Source organism: [Phormidium] sp. LEGE 05292 (assembly GCF_015207735.1).
Lineage (GTDB): Bacteria > Cyanobacteriota > Cyanobacteriia > Cyanobacteriales > Aerosakkonemataceae > Floridanema.
Map to the genome: position 1 here is coordinate 6486 of NZ_JADEWG010000090.1, position 20520 is coordinate 27005.

Here is a 20520-nt window from a genome sequence, read left to right on the forward strand (position 1 = left end):
CTGAGTGCTGAGTCAGAAACTTTACTCAGAACTCGGTACTAGAAAGCATATTTGCAATTAGATGTTGGCTTGCTCAATCAAAGCTCTTAAACGTTCGGCTAAAACCTGAACGTGAGGTTGAGTCATCATTGTGGTATGGTTGCCAGGGACAAATTGGACATCCACTGGTGCAGCAGAAAACTTGTTCCAGCCCCATGCTGAATCCTGTAAAATCTCAGAAGGTAATTCACCGATAGGCTCTTCAACAGAAGTTTCACTAGAGCGTAACAAAGCAATTTGTGTTGGATAAACCTGTTGTGGTACATAATTCATGAGAGAGTTAGTTTTAAGAACTTGCACTAAATTGTTAAGCTGCATAATATCAGCATCGGGAGGCAGAATTTCAACCATTTTTAAACGCTGTAAAAGGTATTTTAGTTGCTCCTCCCAAACCAAAGATTGAAGAATATTGTCAGAAATATCCAATTTCTTTGCTAAGAAACGTTCTATCGATCTGGCAAACTCAGCCAACCATCTAGCATCATTCCAATCAAAACCTATTGGCTTTTCCTGATAAAAAGGTGCTGTACTATCAAGAATGGTAACTAGAGCAACTTCATGTCCTTTGTGAAGTAATTGTTGAGCCATTTCAAAGGCTATTTTTCCTCCAAAAGAATGGCCTGCTAAGAAATACGGCCCTTGTGGTTGAACATTTTGTAGTGCTTGAATGTACTGGGTAGCTATATCCTCAACTTTGGTGAGAATTGCAAAACTATTTGCTTGAAAACTGTAAAATGGTTGGTCTTCTCCCAGACAACGGGCTAAATTATACAAATAGAAAGGAGTACCACCAGCTCCTGGAACGCAAAACAAAGGTGGCTGAGAACCTTTCGCTTGAACTGCTACCAAACAAGACTCATTAGAGTAATTCAAATCTTTTTGGACAATTGTCGCCAACTGTTCGATAGAGGGATTTTGCAAGAAGGTTGCTAAGGAAATATCTTTACCAAACTGCTGTTTAATTTGAGCCATTAAGTAAAGGGCTACAAGGGAATGACCACCAAGGTCAAAAAAGTTATCTTGTACTCCTACCTTGTCGATTTTGAGAATCTTTAACCAGAGTTGAGTTAGTTGCAGTTCTAAATGGTTACGAGGTGCAACAAATCTATCTGAATTACTGGTGCTAGAAGGTGCAGGCAAAGCACGGCGGTCTATTTTGCTGTTAGTAGTTAGTGGCAGTGCTTTTAGGAAAACAAAAGCATTAGGTATCATGTATTCTGACAGCTTTGTTTTAAGGAATTGCCGCAGTTCGTTGTTTGTCGGTGTCATCTCTTTTTGCGATACGATGTAAGCGACTAAGTTTTTATCGCCTGGAGTATCTTCACGGGCGATGACACAACATAGTTGCACATCGTCATGTTGGCTTAGTACAGCTTCAATCTCACCTAACTCGACCCGGAAGCCCCGTACCTTGACCTGATTATCAATGCGTCCCAGATATTCAATGTTGCCATCCGGTAAATAGCGTGCTAAATCCCCTGTTTTGTATAAGCGGGAATCTGAGTCAGCGCTAAACGGGTTAGGAATGAATTTCTCGTTGGTCAATTCTGGACGGTTAAGATAGCCTTGTGCCAAACAGTTACCACCAATGTGCAACTCTCCTGGCACACATACAGGTACTGGTTGTAGGTGAGAGTCAAGAATGTATACAGTTTTGTTAATTAAATGACGACCAATAGGAACTGTGGTGAGATTAGTGTCTTCACCGAACTGGGGAGGAATTTCAAACAGGGTCGCTGTGATAGTTGCTTCTGTGGGGCCATAGGCATTAACCAAACGAACACTAGACATCGGGAGTTGTTGCCAAAGAGCAACATATTCGGATAACATCGCTTCTCCACCAACAATTACAAGTCTCAGTTGACTATTCTCATCTCGTACTTGTGTTGTCGCCCACTCTTGAGTCAATTGTTGCCAATAGGCTGTTGGGAGATTAACCACAGTCAGTCCAAAATCGGAAATTATTTGATGTAACTTTGTTGGAGTCCATACATCCGAACCTCGAACCAACAAGGTCGCGCCAACCGTCAGCGTAGAAAATATCTGCTCCCATGAGGGATCGAAGTTGATTGAGGTAAACTGGAGTACACGATCGCTCGGCACAAGTGCAAAAGCCTCTTGCATAATACAGCAGTGGTTGGCGATCGCGCCATGTGAAACCATAACCCCTTTGGGTCTGCCTGTAGAACCAGAGGTATAAATCACATAAGCCAAGTTAGTTGCTTGCATACTATGGATGGGATTTTCCTGGCTATGCTCAGAGATTAGATGCAACTCGGTATCTAAACAGACAACATTTGCTCGATTCTCAGGCAGTCTTTCAACAAGATGCTGCTGGGTTATTAGCACCGCAACTTGAGCATCTTCTAACATAAAACTCAAGCGGTCTTGGGGATAGTCTGGGTCAAGCGACACACAAGCTCCACCCGCCTTGAGAATGCCAAGTAGCCCCACTAACATCTCTAATGAACGTTCTACACACAACCCGACCAACACATCTGTTCCCACACCCAATGAGCGTAAGTAATGTGCTAATTGATTAGCACGAGTGTTCAACTGCTGGTAAGTCAGTTGTCGATCGTCACATATCACTGCTACTGCATCCGGGGTCTGCTCAACCTGCTCTGCAAACAACTCATGGATACACTTATCTTGAGAGTAATCTGCTTGAGTATGGTTCCATTCAATTAATAACTGGTGTTGCTCTCGTTCAGAAACAAGAGAGTGCAACTCGTAGCGTCCTTGTGGCTGATTTGCCATTGCCACCAAAGCGTTGAGATAGTATTCACCAATCCTATTAATTTGTTCGGGACATAACTTTAACGCATCGTACTGAAGTCGCAATTCTACCTCAGATGACCTGGGATTAACACTGAATTGAGCAGCAAAAGTGAAATTGGTTTGTTCAAAAAATTTCACCCCTAGTAATTGCAAATTATCCAGTTCCAACACCTGTTGGTAGACATGAAAATGCACGAAGTTAAACGCCGTCTCAAATAAAGGCTCACCACCCAAATTCCTCTGAATTTCTGCTAGTGGATAGCGACGGTGCGGTAACATTTCTCGTTCAGCTACAAACACTTGCCGTACTAAGTCTATCCATTTGCCCCCAGTCAATTCTAGGCGGAATGGCAAAGTATTGAGGAATAGTCCCAGGACTCGCTCGCCATCGTTTTGTTCGGGTCGCCCGTTAGCTACTAGACCAGTTAGTACGTCTGACTGTCCGCCTAGAAGACTTAACACTCGCAGATGAGCAGCTAACAACACACTCTTGAGAGGAACTTCTGCGGATTGAGCGAGTTGTTTTAAGCTTTCAGAAATTTGCGGAGATAAAGTTACGTCTTGTAGGCCAACTTCTATCACATTAGTATTTGTTGGTACAGAAGACCAGCGAGGTATTTTAGTGAAAGTGCTATCCTGTAACTTCTCATTCCAGTATTGCTGAGTTGACGATGAAGCGATCGCTTGTTGCTCCAAGGCGACAAAATCCCGGTATGCAATACTTAATGGTGGCGATACATAATTGGTTTGTTCGTCCAGAAGTGATAAATAACGACTAAACAACTCAGTCATCATTGAGGAAACACTCCATCCATCCAGAATCGCGTGGTGGCAACTTAAAGTGAGATTAAATGTTTCTTGTGTACGAAGATGAACAAAAAAGCGTAATAGGGGAGGATGAGTCCAATCAAAATGCCGTCTCTTTTCAGCTTCAAACCAAGCAGTTAAGGCTTCTTCTTGCTGGGAATGATTCAAGTGACACCAATCTTCCACCTGCAAGGGAAGCTCAACTTGCTGATGAACTAGTTGCAAAGGAATACTAAAGTTACTCAGATCGAATGAAGTCCGCAGTACAGCATGATGATTGACTAAATCTTGGACAGCAACTTGCAAAAGTTGAATATCAAGATGGGTTTCGAGATGAAAACTGCTAATTTCGTGATATAATGCGTTATCTTTGCTGTACTCACTGTGGTAGAGCATTCCCATTTGCAGCATAGCAAGGGGATAGGCATCTTCTATACCATCAGGTAAGCTTTGTTTGTCTGCGATCGCGATCGGGCTAAATGGTTGAGTTGATGATAATTGTGTAAGATTCTGCTCTTGGGTTTTGAGTTCTTGAACTAGCTGAGAAATTGTTTGATGTTGGAATAACTGTACAAGAGAGATACCCAAACCTTGTTCTTTAGCTTCAGACAGCACCTGAATGCTACGGATAGAATCTCCACCTAAAGCAAAGTAGTTATCATTAATACCGACTTGCTCGACACCGAGAACCTTAGCCCAAATAGCGGCTAATATTTTTTCTTCTCTTGTGCTAGGCGCGACAAACACATCTTCTAATTCTGGTCTGGCGCTATCAGGTGCTCTTAAAGCGCGACGGTCTACTTTACCATTTGCTGTTAGTGGTAGGGCTTCTAATTGTACAAAAGCACTTGGCACCATGTAGCTTGGCAGTTGGTTGCTGAGGAAACGACGTAGTTCTGCGGTTGTGAGAGATTGTTCTGCCTGCGGCACTACATAAGCAACTAAACGTTTGTCCCCTGGTTCATCCTCTCGCACTACCACCACGTTTTCCCACACATCTGGATGAGTTGCCAGTAATGCCTCAATTTCTCCCAACTCAATGCGGAAGCCCCGCACCTTCACTTGATTGTCGATGCGTCCTAAATACTCTAACTCGCCATTAAGTAAGTAACGCGCTTTATCTCCTGTTTTGTAGAGTCGTGCTTGGGGGTTTTTGCTAAAAGGATGAGAGATAAACCTTTGTTGTGTCAGTTCCAGACGATTGAGATAGCCATTTGTTACCCCAGCACCACCAACGTACATTTCGCCTGAAACACCAATTGGTACTGGCTGAAGATGTTCATCTAAGACATATACTTGTAAGTCGGGTATCGGATGACCGATGACACTGGCTGTACTATGTAAATCGGCTTTGCTCAAGGGGCGATAGGTAACGTGCACGGTAGTTTCTGTAATCCCGTACATATTCACTAATTGGGGTATAGTGTCGCCGTGTCGCTCAAACCAAGGTTGCAAACTCTTTAGTTCCAGTGCTTCACCACCGAAAATTACTAAGCGTAAGTTCAAGTCGCCAGCAGTTGTAATTGACTGTTCGGCTTGAATTAACTGGCGAAAAGCTGAAGGTGTTTGATTGAGAACTGTGACTTTTTCTTGACACAATAAATTGTAGAAAGATTCGGGCGATCGTGTTACCAGATAAGGCACTACTACCAGTCGTCCACCATATAGTAATGCACCCCAAATCTCCCATACGGAGAAGTCAAAGGCGTAGGAGTGGAACATTGTCCACACATCTTCAGAATTGAATTTATACCAAGCGTCTGTAGCTGCGAATAGACGAACTACATTAGAGTGATTAACTAAAACACCTTTGGGTTTACCTGTAGAGCCTGACGTATATATAACATAAGCTAAGTTATCAGTTGTCAAATCACTAATGGGATTATCTTTGCTTTCAGTAGATATATTTTCCCAGTTAGTATCTAAGCAGACTACACGCGCCCCATGTTCTGGTAGTCTAGCGAGCAATTTCTCTTGACTCAACAGTACTCGCACTTGTGAATCCTTTAGCATATAAGCCAAGCGTTCTTGGGGATATGTTGGGTCTAAAGGTACATAAGCCCCACCCGCTTTGAGAATGGCCAAAAGTCCTACGACCATTTCTATTGAGCGTTCCACACACAACCCTACCAGTACATCTGCCCCCACGCCCAAGGAGCGTAAGTAGTGGGCTAACTGGTTAGCACGACAGTTTAATTCCCAGTATGTAAGTTGTTGATCTTCATATACAACCGCTACAGCATTCGGTGTCCGCCCTACCTGCTCCTCAAATAACTGATGGATGCACTTATCTACGGGATAATCAATGGTTGTATCGTTCCACTCGAAAATTAACTGCTGTTGCTCAGATGGTGTCAGCAGGGGTAATTGTGAGATTGGCTGTTTTGGGTTAGTAACAATTCCTTCCAGCAATGTTTGGAAATGACCCAACATTCGAGCGATCGTTGTATCATCAAAGCGGCTAGTATCGTAGCTAATCTTAACTAATAATTGTTCGTGAGCGATCGCAACTAAAGTCAGAGGATAATTGGTTTGTTCGATGCCATGAATATTGTCTAGATTGAAACCGTAATTGTGCGATCGCATAGCTGCATCAACGGGATAATTCTCAAAGACAACAATACTCTCAAATAAAGACATTCCCCTGGGAACTTCACTAAAACCCTGAATATCTGCTAATGAACTATATGAGTATTGCTCAGACTCAACTTGCTGCGCTTGTAAATCCTTCAACAAATCTAGCACTTGGGTATCTGCTGAAACTTGAACTCGCACTGGCAAAGTATTGATAAATAGCCCTACCATCGACTCAATACCCATAAGAGAGGGCGGACGACCAGATACAGTCGTACCAAACACTACATCTGTTTCTTGGCTGTAGCGACACAGCAGTATTGCCCAAGTTGCCTGTACTAAATTACTGATTGTCAATTGATGCTGTCTTACAAAAGACCCAACTGCGGCTGTTATTGGTACTGTTAACTGAATTTGCTGTTCGCTATAGCCAACGTTGCCATCTTCACGGTTTGGCAATAGTTTATCCACCACTAAAGGAGTGGAGACGGTAAAACCTTGGAGCTTTTGCCTCCAGAATTTTTTAGCAAAAGTTAAATCTTGTTTCTGTAGCCAAGCAATATAGTTGCGGTAGTTTGCAGCTGATTGATAGTGTAAACTTTCACCCTGAGAAATTGCTTGATAAAAATCCAGCAGGTCTTTGAAAACCAAAGGTAACGACCAGCCATCAAGCAATAAATGATGATGACTCCAAACGAATTGATAACTATCGGTACTCAACTGAATCAGATGCAGGCGCATTAGTGGTGCAACAGACAGTTGAAAACCTTGTTGTCGCTGTGATTCCAAGAAAAGCTTTAATTGCTGTTGCTGTTCTTGTGCAGATAGCTCTTGCCAGTTATAAACCTCTACAGTAACTTTGACCTGCCGATACACAACTTGTAGTGGCTGGGTCAATTGCTCCCAAACAAAACCAGTCCGCAAGATTGAATGCTGCGCTACTAACTGCTGCCAAGCTTTTTCAAATGCTTTGACATTCAAATTACCTGTCAAATTGCAAATTACCTGCTCGAAATATACTCCTGAGTCTGGAGCATATAAACTCTCAAACAACATACCCTGTTGCATGGGAGAGAGTGGATAAATATCCTCAAGATTTTGCCAGTTAGTTTGTAGTCCTTGTTTCAATACTGGGCTTACCAACAGTTGGTCTAGTTTTCGTTGGTCAAGCTTAACTAATGGAAAATCTGAAGGTGTATAACCGCCATTTTGAGGATCTAAACAATGAGCAATTAGTTCTTGTAATGTTTTGACAAATTCTTGTGCTAAATTCTCAATTGTCCTGTGCTGATGGACATTTTTGCTGTAAATCCAATTTATTTGCAGTTGTTCCCCAGTAATGATGCTGCTGATGTCTAGTAGATGAACGCGGTTATTATCTAAACTATGCTCAACTCCAGCAAACTCATTAGCTAACTGCATCCAAGTAGATTTATTCAAAACTCGATCGAATTGACCCAAATAATTGAAGCTGATTTGGGCTTGTGGGAACGCCTGTAGTTTAGTAACAATTTCTGAATCCTGGCTCAGATAACGCAATAGCCCGTAGCCAATACCTTTGTTAGGAATAGCACGCAGTTGTTCTTTGACAGATTTTAAAGCAACCGCCGGATTTTTTGTTGTTTTCAGTTCCACAAGTACAGGAAAGATGGTTGTAAACCAACCAACAGTGCGTGACAAATCCACACCATCAATAATGTCTTCTCGCCCATGACCTTCTAAGTTGAACAGCACACTCTTAGAGTTAGTCCAGCTGCTCAAAACCAACGCTAAAGCTGTTAGTAATACATCGTTAATTTGAGTGTTGTAAGCTTTTGGTACATCTTGCAGTAAAGCAAGAGTTTCAGCCTCATTTAACGACACTAATACTGTACCAGTAGATGCAACAGTGTTCGCTCCTCGTATGTGGTCAATTGGAATAGAAGGAACTGAGGAACGAGATTCGTTTAGCCAATAAGCAACCTCGGATTTGAGAGTTTCCGACTGTGCATATTCTGTTAATTTGTAAGACCAATCCTTGAAAGAAGTTGTCTTGGCAGGAAGTTCAATTACTTGACCTTGAGCAAGTTGCTGGTAAGCTGTTTGCAAATCTTCTAACAAAATTCGCCAAGAAACGCCGTCAACTACCAAGTGGTGAATTGCTATGAGTAATCGCGCCCTTTTGTCAATACCCAGAGCGAAAAAGGCGACCTGCACTAAATTTTCTGACAGATTTAAACTCGCCTGAAGGGAAGCGGCTTTAGCTTCAATGGCTGCTTGTTGTTCGCTCTCTGGAAGTGCCGATAAGTCTATGTGAGAGAAAGCAACGTTGTTATTCAAAGCAGAGTGAATCTGTTGCCAAGTAAACTCAGACTGTGTAAAACGTAAGCGCAGAGCATCATGATGTACCAGCAATTGTTGTAAGGCTTGCTGCAATAACTCTGGCTTGAGGTCTGATGGTACTGAGAGGAGAAATGATTGATTAAAGTGGTGCGGTTGGGAGAGATTTTGCTCAAAGAACCAGTGTTGAATTGGTGTGAGAGGTAATTCTCCTGTGACTAATCCTTGTTCTACCTCGATCGCTTTAATTGTATCCGCTACTGCTGCCAACTGCGCGATCGTTTGATTCCCAAACAGTTGCTTGAGGGTCAGTTGCAGCCCAGCTTGCTTTGCTTTGGCAAGAATTTGAATACTGAGGATGGAATCTCCACCGAGTTCAAAGAAGTTATCGTGAATACCTACTTGTTTGACTCTCAGAACTTCTGCCCAAATCTGCGTTAGTATTTCTTCAATTTGATTACACGGGGCTACAAAACTGTCCCCTAGTAATTCAACTGAATTTGGTTCAGGTAAAGCGCGACGGTCTATTTTGCCATTGGGAGTTAAAGGTAAAGACTCCAGAATGACGAAAGTATGCGGCACCATGTACTGTGGTAGTTGACCAGAGAGGAAAGAGCGCAACTGGCTAATCGAGAGTTCATAACCCTGCTTCGCTACTACGTAAGCAACTAGGCGTTTATCCCCAAGGGTATCTTCACGGGCGATGATACAGGATGCTTGTAAATCGCTATGCTGGCTCAATACCGCTTCAATTTCCCCTAACTCTATGCGGAAGCCACGAATTTTTACTTGGTTGTCGATGCGTCCTAAGTATTCAATGTTACCATCTGGTAAATACCGCACTAAATCCCCAGTTTTGTAGAGGCGACCAGCATCAAACGGGTTGAGAATGAATTTCTCTTGTGTTAATTCTGGGCGGTTGAGGTAGCCGCGTGCCAATCCCGCACCACCGATGTGTAACTCTCCTGGGATACCTACGGGAACTGGTTGTAGATATTGGTCAACAATGTAGATTTGCGTGTTAGAGATTGGGCGACCGATAGTTGGTGAAGTGGTTGTGCCTTGTTCTACCAAACTAAATGTCGAGTAAGTAGTGTCTTCTGAGGGGCCATAGAGATTGAATACACGCTTGACTTGACTGCGTTGATAAATTTGCTGCACAAGTTGATTTTGCAGAGGTTCACCAGCTAAATTAACTGTGCATACCTGCTGTGGTAAATTATCATCTCGAATTAACTGTGCGATCGCACTTGGAACTGTATTAATCAGAGTAACTTGGTTAGCAGCGCTCAAAGTCGATAAGTGCAAAGCATTTTGAGCTAAGATGACTTTTCCGCCCACGCTAAGAGTCACAAACAACTCAAAAACTGAGAGGTCAAAACAAATAGAGGTAGAAGCTAAAACACCAGCAAGTTCTTCTTTTGTAAAAACCTCTTTTGCCCAACTTACTAAAGCAACGGGACTGTGATGCTCGATAGCAACTGCTTTTGGTCTACCTGTAGAACCGGATGTATAAAGTACATAGGCTAGGTTTGATGCTTTGACTTCGCTGAGGTTAGGAATTTCGCTGGCTTGGTCAAACTTATAAGCATCAGTATCCAAATAGACAATGTGGGCTTGATGCTCAGGTAGCTTTTGAATTAAATGCTGTTGCGTGAGTAATACTGGAACTTGAGCATCTTCTAACATGAAACGCAGACGCTCAGTAGGATAATCAGGATCGAGTGGCACATAAGCTCCACCCGCCTTGAGAATACCCAGTAACCCCACAACCATTTCTATAGAGCGATCAACACAAATACCTACTAGCACATCTGGTTTTACACCCAATGAGCGCAAGTGATGCGCCAATTGATTAGCACGAGTGTTCAACTGCTGGTAGGTCAGTTGTTCGCCTTCAAACACAACTGCTACTGCATCGGGACTACGTTCAACCTGCTCCTCAAATAACTGATGGATACACTTATTCTCAGGGTAATCTGCCTGAGTATTATTCCACTCCACTAATAATTGTTGTTGCTCAGTCGTTGTCAGTAAAGGTAATTGGGAAATCCGCTCTTGAGGATTAGCAACAATACCTTCGAGCAATGTAATAAAATGACCAGTCAATCGCTCAATGGTGGAAGCATCAAACAAATCAGTGTTGTATTCCCACGCACCCACCAGTCCAGTGGGCGTGTTCTCCATTCCTAAAGTTAAATCAAATTTAGCCGTCGCACTTTCTAACACCAGCGGACTGACAGTTAACCCAGCCAAATCTAATTGAGACGTAGACTCATTCTCAAGGACAAACATCACCTGAAATAGGGGTGCATGGCTGAGATCCCGTTCTGGCTGCAATGCCTCTACTAGCATTTCAAAAGGTAAATCCTGATGAGCGTAGGCATCTATGGCCATTTCACGAACACGACCTAGTAACTCGCTAAAGCTAGGATTGTCTGAGACATTAGTACGTAATACTAGCGTATTGACAAAAAAGCCAATTAACCCTTCTAACTCAGAGCGATCGCGGTTGGCGATCGGCGAGCCAACTAAAATATCTTCTTGTCCTGTGTAGCGGTAAAGTAAGGTATCAAACGCTGCAAAAAGGGTCATGAACAACGTTACTCCTTGCTCCTGGCTGAGTTTTTTCAGTTTTTGAGTTAACTCAGCAGAGAGTGCAAACTTTTGATACGTGCCAGCAAAGGTTTGCACAGCAGGTCTAGGTCTGTCTGTGGGCAGTGCTAATAAAGTTGGTGCATCTGCTAATTGTTTTTGCCAATAATCCAATTGGCTTTGCAGTACATCAGCTTGCAACCAATTTCTTTGCCACAGTGCAAAGTCTGCATACTGAATTGGTAGTGGCGTTAAGGGTGTTCGCGTAGCATCTCGAAGAGAAAGCTCACCTTGAGAATAAGCAGTATACAGTGATGCGAGTTCTTGGACAAAAACACCGATTGACCAGCCATCCGAGACAATGTGGTGCATACACACTAATAAGGCGTGTTCTGTCTCGGATAGCACTATTAATGTTGCTCGAACTAATGCTTGTGTTGCTAATTCAAACGGTTGAGTAGCTTGTTGTTGTGCTAATTGTTGTGCAGCTATTTTTTGTTCGGCTGTAGATAAATATTTTAAGTCAACAACTGATACTGTCCAATTCGTTTGTGTTTGAATAACTTGAGAAGGCTTTCCATCAACTGCAATGAAGTTGGTGCGTAAAGCTTCGTGGCGATGAACAATTTCAATTAAGCTTTGTTCTAAAGCTGCTTGATTGAGAGTTCCTGCTAGACGCAAAGCTATGGGGATATTGTATAAGGCAGTATTCGGCTCGAATTGGTCTAAAAACCACAGCCGTGTTTGGGCAAATGATAGTGGTAATTCTGCATCTTTTGCCCGCCTTAAAATGGGTGGGGAAATCAGTTCTCTGTTTTGTTGTTGTAATTGCCCAATCGATTGCGCTAATTCGGCAACTGTTGCTTTTGCAAACAACTCACGCAATGATAGTTCTACTTTGAAAATATTGCGGATACGTGAAAGCAGCTGTGTTGCTAGTAGGGAATGTCCGCCAAGTTCAAAGAAGTTATCATGAATACCCATTTGCTCTACTTTCAGTACTTGCGCCCAAATTTGTGCCAGTATTTCCTCCCCAGGTGTGCGTGGAGCAACATACTTTTCTAGCAGTGTGCTGTCTAAGTCTGGTTTGGGCAAGGCGCGACGGTCTACTTTACCGTTGGGAGTTAGCGGCAAGGACTCCAAGATGACAAAAGCACTTGGCACCATGTAATCTGGAAGCTTTGCTTTTAGGTATTGCCGTAGTTCGCTGATTGTGGGTGTAGAGTCTTGATGTGGCACTATGTAGGCGACTAGGCGTTTACTTCGACTCCTTTCGACTTCGCTCAAGGCAAGCCGCTCAGTACAAGTATCGTCCCTGGTATCTTCGCGGGGAATGACACAAGATGCTTGCACATGACTATTTTGACTGAGTGCAGCTTCAATTTCTCCCAACTCAATGCGGAATCCGCGTATTTTTACTTGATTATCAATACGTCCCAGGTATTCAATATTGCCATCTGGTAAATAACGGGCTAAATCCCCTGTTTTATATAATTTTGAATTGTCAAACGGGTTTTTAATAAATCTTTCCTGAGTGAGTTCGTCACGGTTGAGGTAGCCTCTGGCTAACCCTAAGCCACCAATATGTAATTCTCCTGGCACACCTACAGGTACTGGTTGTAGATGGCGATCTAGAATGTAGACTTTTGTATTAGCGATCGCTTTCCCAATGCTTGGTGATATCTGCTCTTGTTCTTTGGCAACTACCAGCCCAGAAGTTGTAACAACAGTATTCTCGGTTGGGCCATAATTATTCACTACTTGGAAGGGAATTAACTCTGATGGATACTGATGAAGCTTATCTCCTCCAGTTAGGATAGTTCGCAAAGCCAAACCTTCAGTCGGCCATACCAAAGACAATAATTCTTGAGCTAGTGGTGTTGGCAGGAAACTGATAGTAATCTTGTTGGAAATCAACCAGTCTCGTAGATTCTCTAGGGAACTAAGTAGTTGCGATTTGACTAAGTAGATACTTGCTCCTGCGGTAAGATAAGGCCATAATTCCCAGACCGCAGCATCGAATGCCGTTCCTGCTAGCTGAGTGGCTTTGTCTAATGGGGTGATTTCAAAGGCGCGTTGATGCCATAACACCAAATTTAACAACCCTTGATGAGCAATTAGCACTCCCTTGGGTTGACCTGTAGAACCGGAGGTATAAATTACATAAGCTAAATTAGTTACTTGTGTCTCATGGATTGGATTGTCCTGACTGAACTGAGCAATTACCTCAGCGTCAGTATCCAAACAGACAATCTGTGTTTTCTGCTGTGCCAATCTATCAACGAGTTGCTGCTGGGTCAACAATACCCTAACTTGAGCATCTTCGAGCATAAAGTGCAAACGCCCAGTTGGATACTCAGGATCGAGTGGTAGGTATGCTCCACCTGCCTTGAGAATGCCTAGTAGCCCCACTAACATTTCTATTGAGCGTTCCACACAAATACCTACTAGCACATCTGCTCCCACTCCCAAAGACTTGAGGTAGTGGGCTAACTGGTTAGCACGGTAATTTAACTGGTGATAGGTAAGTTGTTGATTTTCAAATACAACTGCTACAGCATTGGGGGTACGTTCAACCTGTTCTTCAAATAACTGATGGATACACTTGTCGAGGGGATAATCAACACTTGTATCGTTCCACTCGACAAGTAATTGCTGTTGCTCAGTTTGTGTTAGTAGGGGCAATTGTGAGATTGGCTGTTCTGGGTTAGCGATCATACCTTCAAGCAATGTCACAAAATGACTCGTCATGCGCTCAATGGTACTAGCATCAAACAAGTCAGTGTTGTACTCCCATACACCCACTAGTCCAGTAGAGGTTTTCTGCATTAATAAAGTTAAATCGAACTTGGCAGTTATACCTTCTACTTTCAGGTGATTAACAGTTAACCCAGTTAACTCCAATTGAGATAAGGAACTATTCTGGAGTGAAAACATCACCTGGAACAGTGGTGTATGGCTGAGATCCCGTTCCGGTTGCAATGCTTCGAGCAGCATTTCAAAAGGTAAATCCTGATGAGTGTATGCTTGCATTGCCATGTCTCGAACACGACCTAATAATTCGCTAAAGCTCGGATCGCCTGCCAAGTTACTACGCATGACCAAGGTATTGACAAAAAAGCCAATTAACCCTTCTATCTCAGAGCGATCGCGGTTAGCAATGGGAGACCCCACCAATATATCTTCTTGTCCCGTGTAACGATAAAGTAGTGTATCAAATGCTGCCAACAACGTCATGAACAAGGTGGCTCCTTGCTCCTGACTTAGTTTTACCAATCTATTAGTTAATTCAACTGACAGCGGAAACTCTTGATATGCACCAGAGAAAGTCTGCACAGCAGGTCTAGGTCTGTCTATGGGTAGGGGCAACAAAGTTGGTGCATTAGCTAGTTGTTGTTGCCAGTACGATAGTTGGCTTTGCAATACATTCCCTTGCAACCACTGTCTCTGCCACAAGGCGAAATCTGCGTACTGTACAGGCAGTGGTGCTAAGGGTGACGGCTGACCTATTGAATAAGCATTGTAGAGTACTGCTAGTTCTTCGATAAACACATCTATTGACCAGCCATCAGAGACAATGTGGTGCATACACAGTAATAAAACTTGTTCCGTCTCGGACAGTATTACTAATGTTGCCCTAACTAATGCTTGTGTTGCCAAGTCGAACGGTTGAGTAGCTTTTTGTTGCGCTAATTGCTGTGTGGCGATTTCTTGCTCAGTTGTAGGTAGATGTTGTAAGTTAACAATTGATACTGTCCAATTCGTTTGTGTTTGAATAACTTGAGTTGGTTGTCCATCAATGACGATGAAGTTGGTGCGTAACGCTTCATGGCGATGAATTATTTCAAGTAAGCTTTGTTCTAAGGCAGCTCGATCGAGCGTTCCCAGAATACGCAAAGCTACAGGTATGTTGTAAAAGGAACTATTTGGTTGTAATTGGTCTAAAAACCAAAGACGCTGTTGAGCAAACGACAGTGGTAATTCAAGATTTTCAACCCTCGGTACAATGGGTGGTGTATAAAGTTCTAAATTCTGTTGCTGTAATTGCCCAATTGATTGCCCCAATTCGGCAACAGTGGCGGCAGCAAACAATTCACGCAATGATAGTTCTACTTTAAAAATGTTGCGGATGCGTGAAACTAATTGTGTTGCTAATAGCGAATGTCCACCCAGTTCAAAGAAGTTATCATGAATGCCCACTTGCTCTAGTTTGAGGATTTGCGCCCAAATTTGTACCAGTATTTCCTCAACGGGTGTACGTGGAGCAACATACTTTTCTAGTATTGTACCGTCTAAGTCTGGTTTTGGTAAGGCGCGACGGTCTACTTTGCCGTTGGCAGTGAGGGGTAAGGATTTTAGCAGCACCAAAGCACTTGGTATCATATACTCTGGAAGTTTTGCTTTAAGAAACTGACGTAGTTGGTTAGTAGTGAGTGATTCATCACTGGCAACTAGATAAGCAACTAAACGTTTGTCTCCTGGTTCATCCTCTCTTACTACTACTACACTTTCCCAAACGTCTGGGTGAGAAGCCAGTAATGCCTCAATTTCTCCCAACTCAATACGGAAACCACGAATTTTGACTTGATTGTCAATGCGTCCTAAATACTCTAACTCGCCATTAGGTAAGTAACGCGCTTTATCTCCTGTTTTGTAGAGTTTACTTCCTTCTGCCCCCACAAAAGGATTAGAGATAAACCTTTGTTGTGTTAGTTCCAGACGATTGAGATAGCCACAAGTCACTCCAGCACCACCAACGTACATCTCGCCCCCGACACCAATTGGCACTGGTTGAAGATGTTCGTCCAGCACATACACTTGTAAATCGGGAATTGGACGACCGACAACACTTGCTGTACTTTGCAAATCCGCTTTACTCAAAGGGCGATAGGTAACGTGCACGGTAGTTTCTGTAATTCCGTACATATTCACCAGTTGGGGTGACTTGTCGCCGTGTTTCTCAAACCAAGGTTGCAAACTCGACAGTTCTAAGGCTTCTCCGCCGAAAATGACAAAGCGTAAGCTTAAGTCGCCAGCAGTTACCACTGACTGTTCGGCTTGAATTAACTGGCGGAAGGCGGAAGGTGTTTGATTGAGAATGGTGACTTTTTCTTGAGCTAATAACTGATAGAAAGATTCAGGCGATCGCGTCACCAAATAAGGCACTACTACCAGTCGTCCACCATACAGCAATGCACCCCAAATTTCCCACACGGAGAAGTCGAAGGCGTAGGAGTGAAATAATGTCCACACATCATCAGAATTGAATTTATACCAAGCGTCTGTGGCTGCAAATAAACGAGTTACATTACTATGATTAACTAAAACACCTTTAGGCTTACCTGTGGAACCTGATGTGTAAATCACATAAGCTAGATTATCGGGTGTGGCAGTGTTTTCCTGGTTTGAGGAGATGTTTTGAGCTATGTTTTGCCAATCGGTGTCTAAGCAAACGACACGCGCCTGATGTTTGGGCAGAGATTCTACTAATTGCTGTTGGGTGAGTAACACCTCTACTTGAGCATCTTCTAGCATAAAGGCTAAACGCTCTTGGGGATAGTCTGGGTCAAGCGGCACATAAGCCCCACCTGCCTTGAGAATACCAAGTATGCCCACAATCATGTCTATTGAGCGTTCTACACATAAACCAACCAGTACATCGGCTCTTACACCTAGCGATCGCAAATGATGAGCTAATTGATTAGCGCGAGTGTTCAATTGTTGGTATGTCAGTTGTTGATTTTCAAACACAACCGCGACAGCATCAGGTGTACGTTTAACCTGTTCTTCAAATAGCTGATGGACACACTTATCAGAGGAATAGTCTACTTCAGTGTTGTTCCACTCTACTAACAATTGATGACGTTCTGCTGGGGTCAACAGTGGTAGTTCTGCTATTCGCGCTTTGGGATTGGCAACAATTGCTTGGAGTAAAGTTTGAAAATTTTGGGCTATACGTGCAATTGTCGCTGCATCAAATAAATCAGTACTGTAAGACCATACGCCTTCTAGACCTCCTGAAGCTTCCCAGTAGTTCACTTCCAGGTCAAACCTGACCATTTCATCAAATGGCAAGGACATTTTTTGAGTAGTTAAGCCTGGTAAATCCCAAAAAGACTGTGAGGCACTCTGGAGAGAAAACATCACTTGTACCAAAGGATTACGACTCAAATCTCGCTCTGGCTGAAGCTTTTCAACCAACATTTCAAAGGGCAAGTCTTGATGAGTGTATGCAGACAAAGTTGTCTGCCGTACTTGCGCTAAGAAGTCAACAAAGCTGGGGTTGCCAGAGAGATCGCCCCTTAATGCTAAGGTGTTAGCAAAAAAACCTATCAGCTGCTCAACACTCTTATTGTTGCGGTTAGCGATCGGAGTGCCAACAACAATATCTAATTGATTACTATAACGAGAAATTAATACTAAAAAAGCTGCCAGTAGAGTCATAAATAAAGTTGCGTCTGACTCTTGGCTCAATTGTTTGAGGCGTTGTGTGAGGTTGCTATCTAGTTGAAAACGCTCAACCCCACCCCGGAAGGACTGAACTGGGAGACGTGGTTTATCAGTAGGCAGTTCTAGTGCAACTGGGGCATCAGCTAATTTTTGCTCCCAGTAATTCATTTGGCGTTCTAAAACTTCGCCTGTCAACCACTGGCGTTGCCAAACGGCAAAGTCAGCATACTGGATGGGTAATTCTGGTAGTGGGTTGGATAATCCTTGAGTGAAAGCTATATATAGTTGAGATAATTCATTTTTGAAGATGTTTAAAGACCAGCCATCATATATGATGTGGTGCATCTTCGATATCAGTACATATTCTTGGTCACTCAGTTGGAGTAGAGTGAACTGTACTAATGGCCCAACCGCCAGATCGAAGGGCTGGGATGCAAAGGACTGCGCTATTTGTTGAATGCGATCGCTTTGCTCTTGGGTTGACAATCCCTGCAAGTTATGTACTGGCAAAGTTAAGGCAGTAGGTGGAGAAATCACCTGGACAGGTTGCCCGTCTATTGTCGGAAAAGTCGTTCTCCAGATTTCATGGCGGCGAATAATTTCACTAAGGCTCTGTTCCAGTGCAACTATATTCAGTGAGCCATTTAGCCTTTGGAAATCCAGCAAATTATAAGAACGACTGTTTGGTGACAAATGGTGCAGAAACCAAAGTCGCTGTTGAGCAAAAGATAGTGGCAACTCACCATCCCGTGACACTTTTTGAATTGGTGACTGATGAGATGTTTTGACCTGCTTTGCTTGTTGTAAAAACAGCAAAATTTCTGTTTTACGTGCAGCTATTTCTTGACGTAGCGATGGAGTTAATACACCTTCAGGTGCATGACAACGCAAGCGAAGCTCCTCCGGAGCCGCTCCGCTAACGCCATCTGCTTCTAGTTCTATACTTAAGTTTGTTAGGTAACGAACGAACTCAAAAATGCTCTTAGTCATGCTCAAAACTCCACTACTTCGCTAGTTACTTCTTTAGCTGATAAATTTTGTGTCACCAAATCTACTACTTCGATGTACTCCGCTATCCCCGCTATCGTGGGCGACTCAAACATTATTTGTATAGATAAATCGAGTCCAAAAGTTGAATTGATTTCTGAAAGGACTTGAGTAGCGAGTAGCGAATGTCCCCCTAGTTCAAAGAAGTTGTCCTTAACGCCAATGCGTTCAACTCCCAGGACTTGACTCCAGATTTGAGCGATTTGAGCTTCAATAGGCGATCGCGGTAAAACAAAGCCAGTGGAAAGATTTCTCATGGCTGTATCAGGTGTTGGTAAAGCGCGACGATCAATCTTGCCATTGGGGGTTAAGGGCAGGGAATTGAGAACGACAAAAGCTTGCGGAACCATGTAATCGGGTAGCTTTTGTTGAATATATTCACGCACCTGTGGCACTAGTTTCTGAACTAACTTTCCGTATAAGGGATTGTTTGTGTATTCAGTCCAGGGTTTGGTTGTGACGGTTGAGCTATCCCAGAAAGCAGGAGACAGGGGGGATTTCTTTTCTGCTTTTTCATGGCGGCAGAACACGACATCATAGCAACCATCCTGGCTACTCTCCCACCAACTGAGGTAAACTGTGTAACCGAGTTGCTGCCCCAACTGGTAAAACTGTTCTGGATTGATCCCAACTGTTAGCTGTTGTGCTAATACCTGCCGCAGTTGGTTGACTGTTTCCACAGCCGGAGGATTTTCTAACCACTGCCAAATCTGTAGTGCTTGCTGTACCCGTTGATTAGGCACGCGCCTAATTCCTAACAGTTCTGGCTGCTCTTTGTGCAGTCGATTTTGAATTTCTGTGAACGAGAGCTTGTCTAGTTGCCAATTTAACCAAGTAATGGTTTTCGCCTGAACATTAGTACCGACATGAAGGGTAACATCATAGCGGAATTGGGTTAACTCATTTTCGGCGTAACCGCGTTTGGGCTGAATCTCTACCCAACCAATTTGTGGAAAACGAGTTTGGAGGGCAATGAAGAAACCCGGATCGATAACCAATTCTTCTTCAGCAGCCATACTCTGATTTACCATTCGCTGCCATTGCTCAATAGTTCTATCCGACTCTGCTTGGGACAACTGCACGGCTGCATGGTATGGCTCTAGTAATGGCAAGCTGCGGACATCGCCCACGAAGATTGTACCCTGTTGAGCAATTGTAGATATTGCTCCTTCTAGAACCTGCAACAAATACTCAATGCTGGGGAAATACTGGACGATTGAGTTCAAAACAACAGTGTCGAATTCTCCTTGGGGGATGCCGTCAAAGTTATCTGCCAGTTGGTGCAATAACTGTACATGATTTAGACCCTCAACTGTGCTGCATATCTGTTCAACGTGCTGTATGGCAGCGATGGAATAATCGGTTCCCCAATAATGTTGAGAGTGCTTGGCAAGACGAGATAGCAGTAACCCCGTTCCACAACCAATTTCTAAGACGCGCTGGGGAAAGTTAGCTTGAATTCGACTGACTGTATTCTCAACCCACTCCTGCATTTCCCTCTCTGGGATGGGCTGTCTGGTATAACTACTGTTCCAACCAGCAATATTAAATGTGAGGTCATCTGTGGATGTTTGATTTTGGCTGTAGAGTTGTTCGTAGAGCATTTGCCAATCATTAACATACTCATTCTGCCATTGACTAACCTGCTGGGGTAATGTTTGACGATGAAGAGTCGGTACTAAATAAGCTACTAAACGTTTATCACCAGGGGTGTCTTCTCTTACAACCACAACACTTTCTTGCAGCAAGGGGTGTTGACTCAAAACTGTTTCAATTTCTCCCAATTCGATACGAAAACCCCGTATCTTCACTTGATAATCAATCCGACCGAGAAATTCAATATTTCCATCACTCAGGTAACGTGCCTTATCCCCTGTTTTGTAAAGGTGGGGACTGGGGACTGGGGAC

The 20520-nt window shown here is 43.3% G+C and carries 2 protein-coding genes; both read right to left on the reverse strand.

The genetic code is table 11. The features are described from left to right. Nucleotides 1-57 precede the first annotated feature (57 nt). Complete coding sequence (locus IQ264_RS21585) at nucleotides 58-18555, reverse strand: non-ribosomal peptide synthase/polyketide synthase (protein ID WP_193982868.1); 18498 nt, start codon at nucleotides 18553-18555, stop codon at nucleotides 58-60. Between the two features lie 2 nt (nucleotides 18556-18557). Next, on the reverse strand, nucleotides 18558-20520 hold a 1963-nt coding region (locus IQ264_RS21590; protein WP_193982869.1), incomplete at its 5' end, for a class I SAM-dependent methyltransferase.

What these genes read in the sequence shown, in the direction of transcription:
- IQ264_RS21585 (WP_193982868.1), bottom strand. Translation starts at nt 18,555, where the DNA reads ATGACTAAGAGCATTTTTGAGTTCGTTCGTTACCTAACAAACTTAAGT.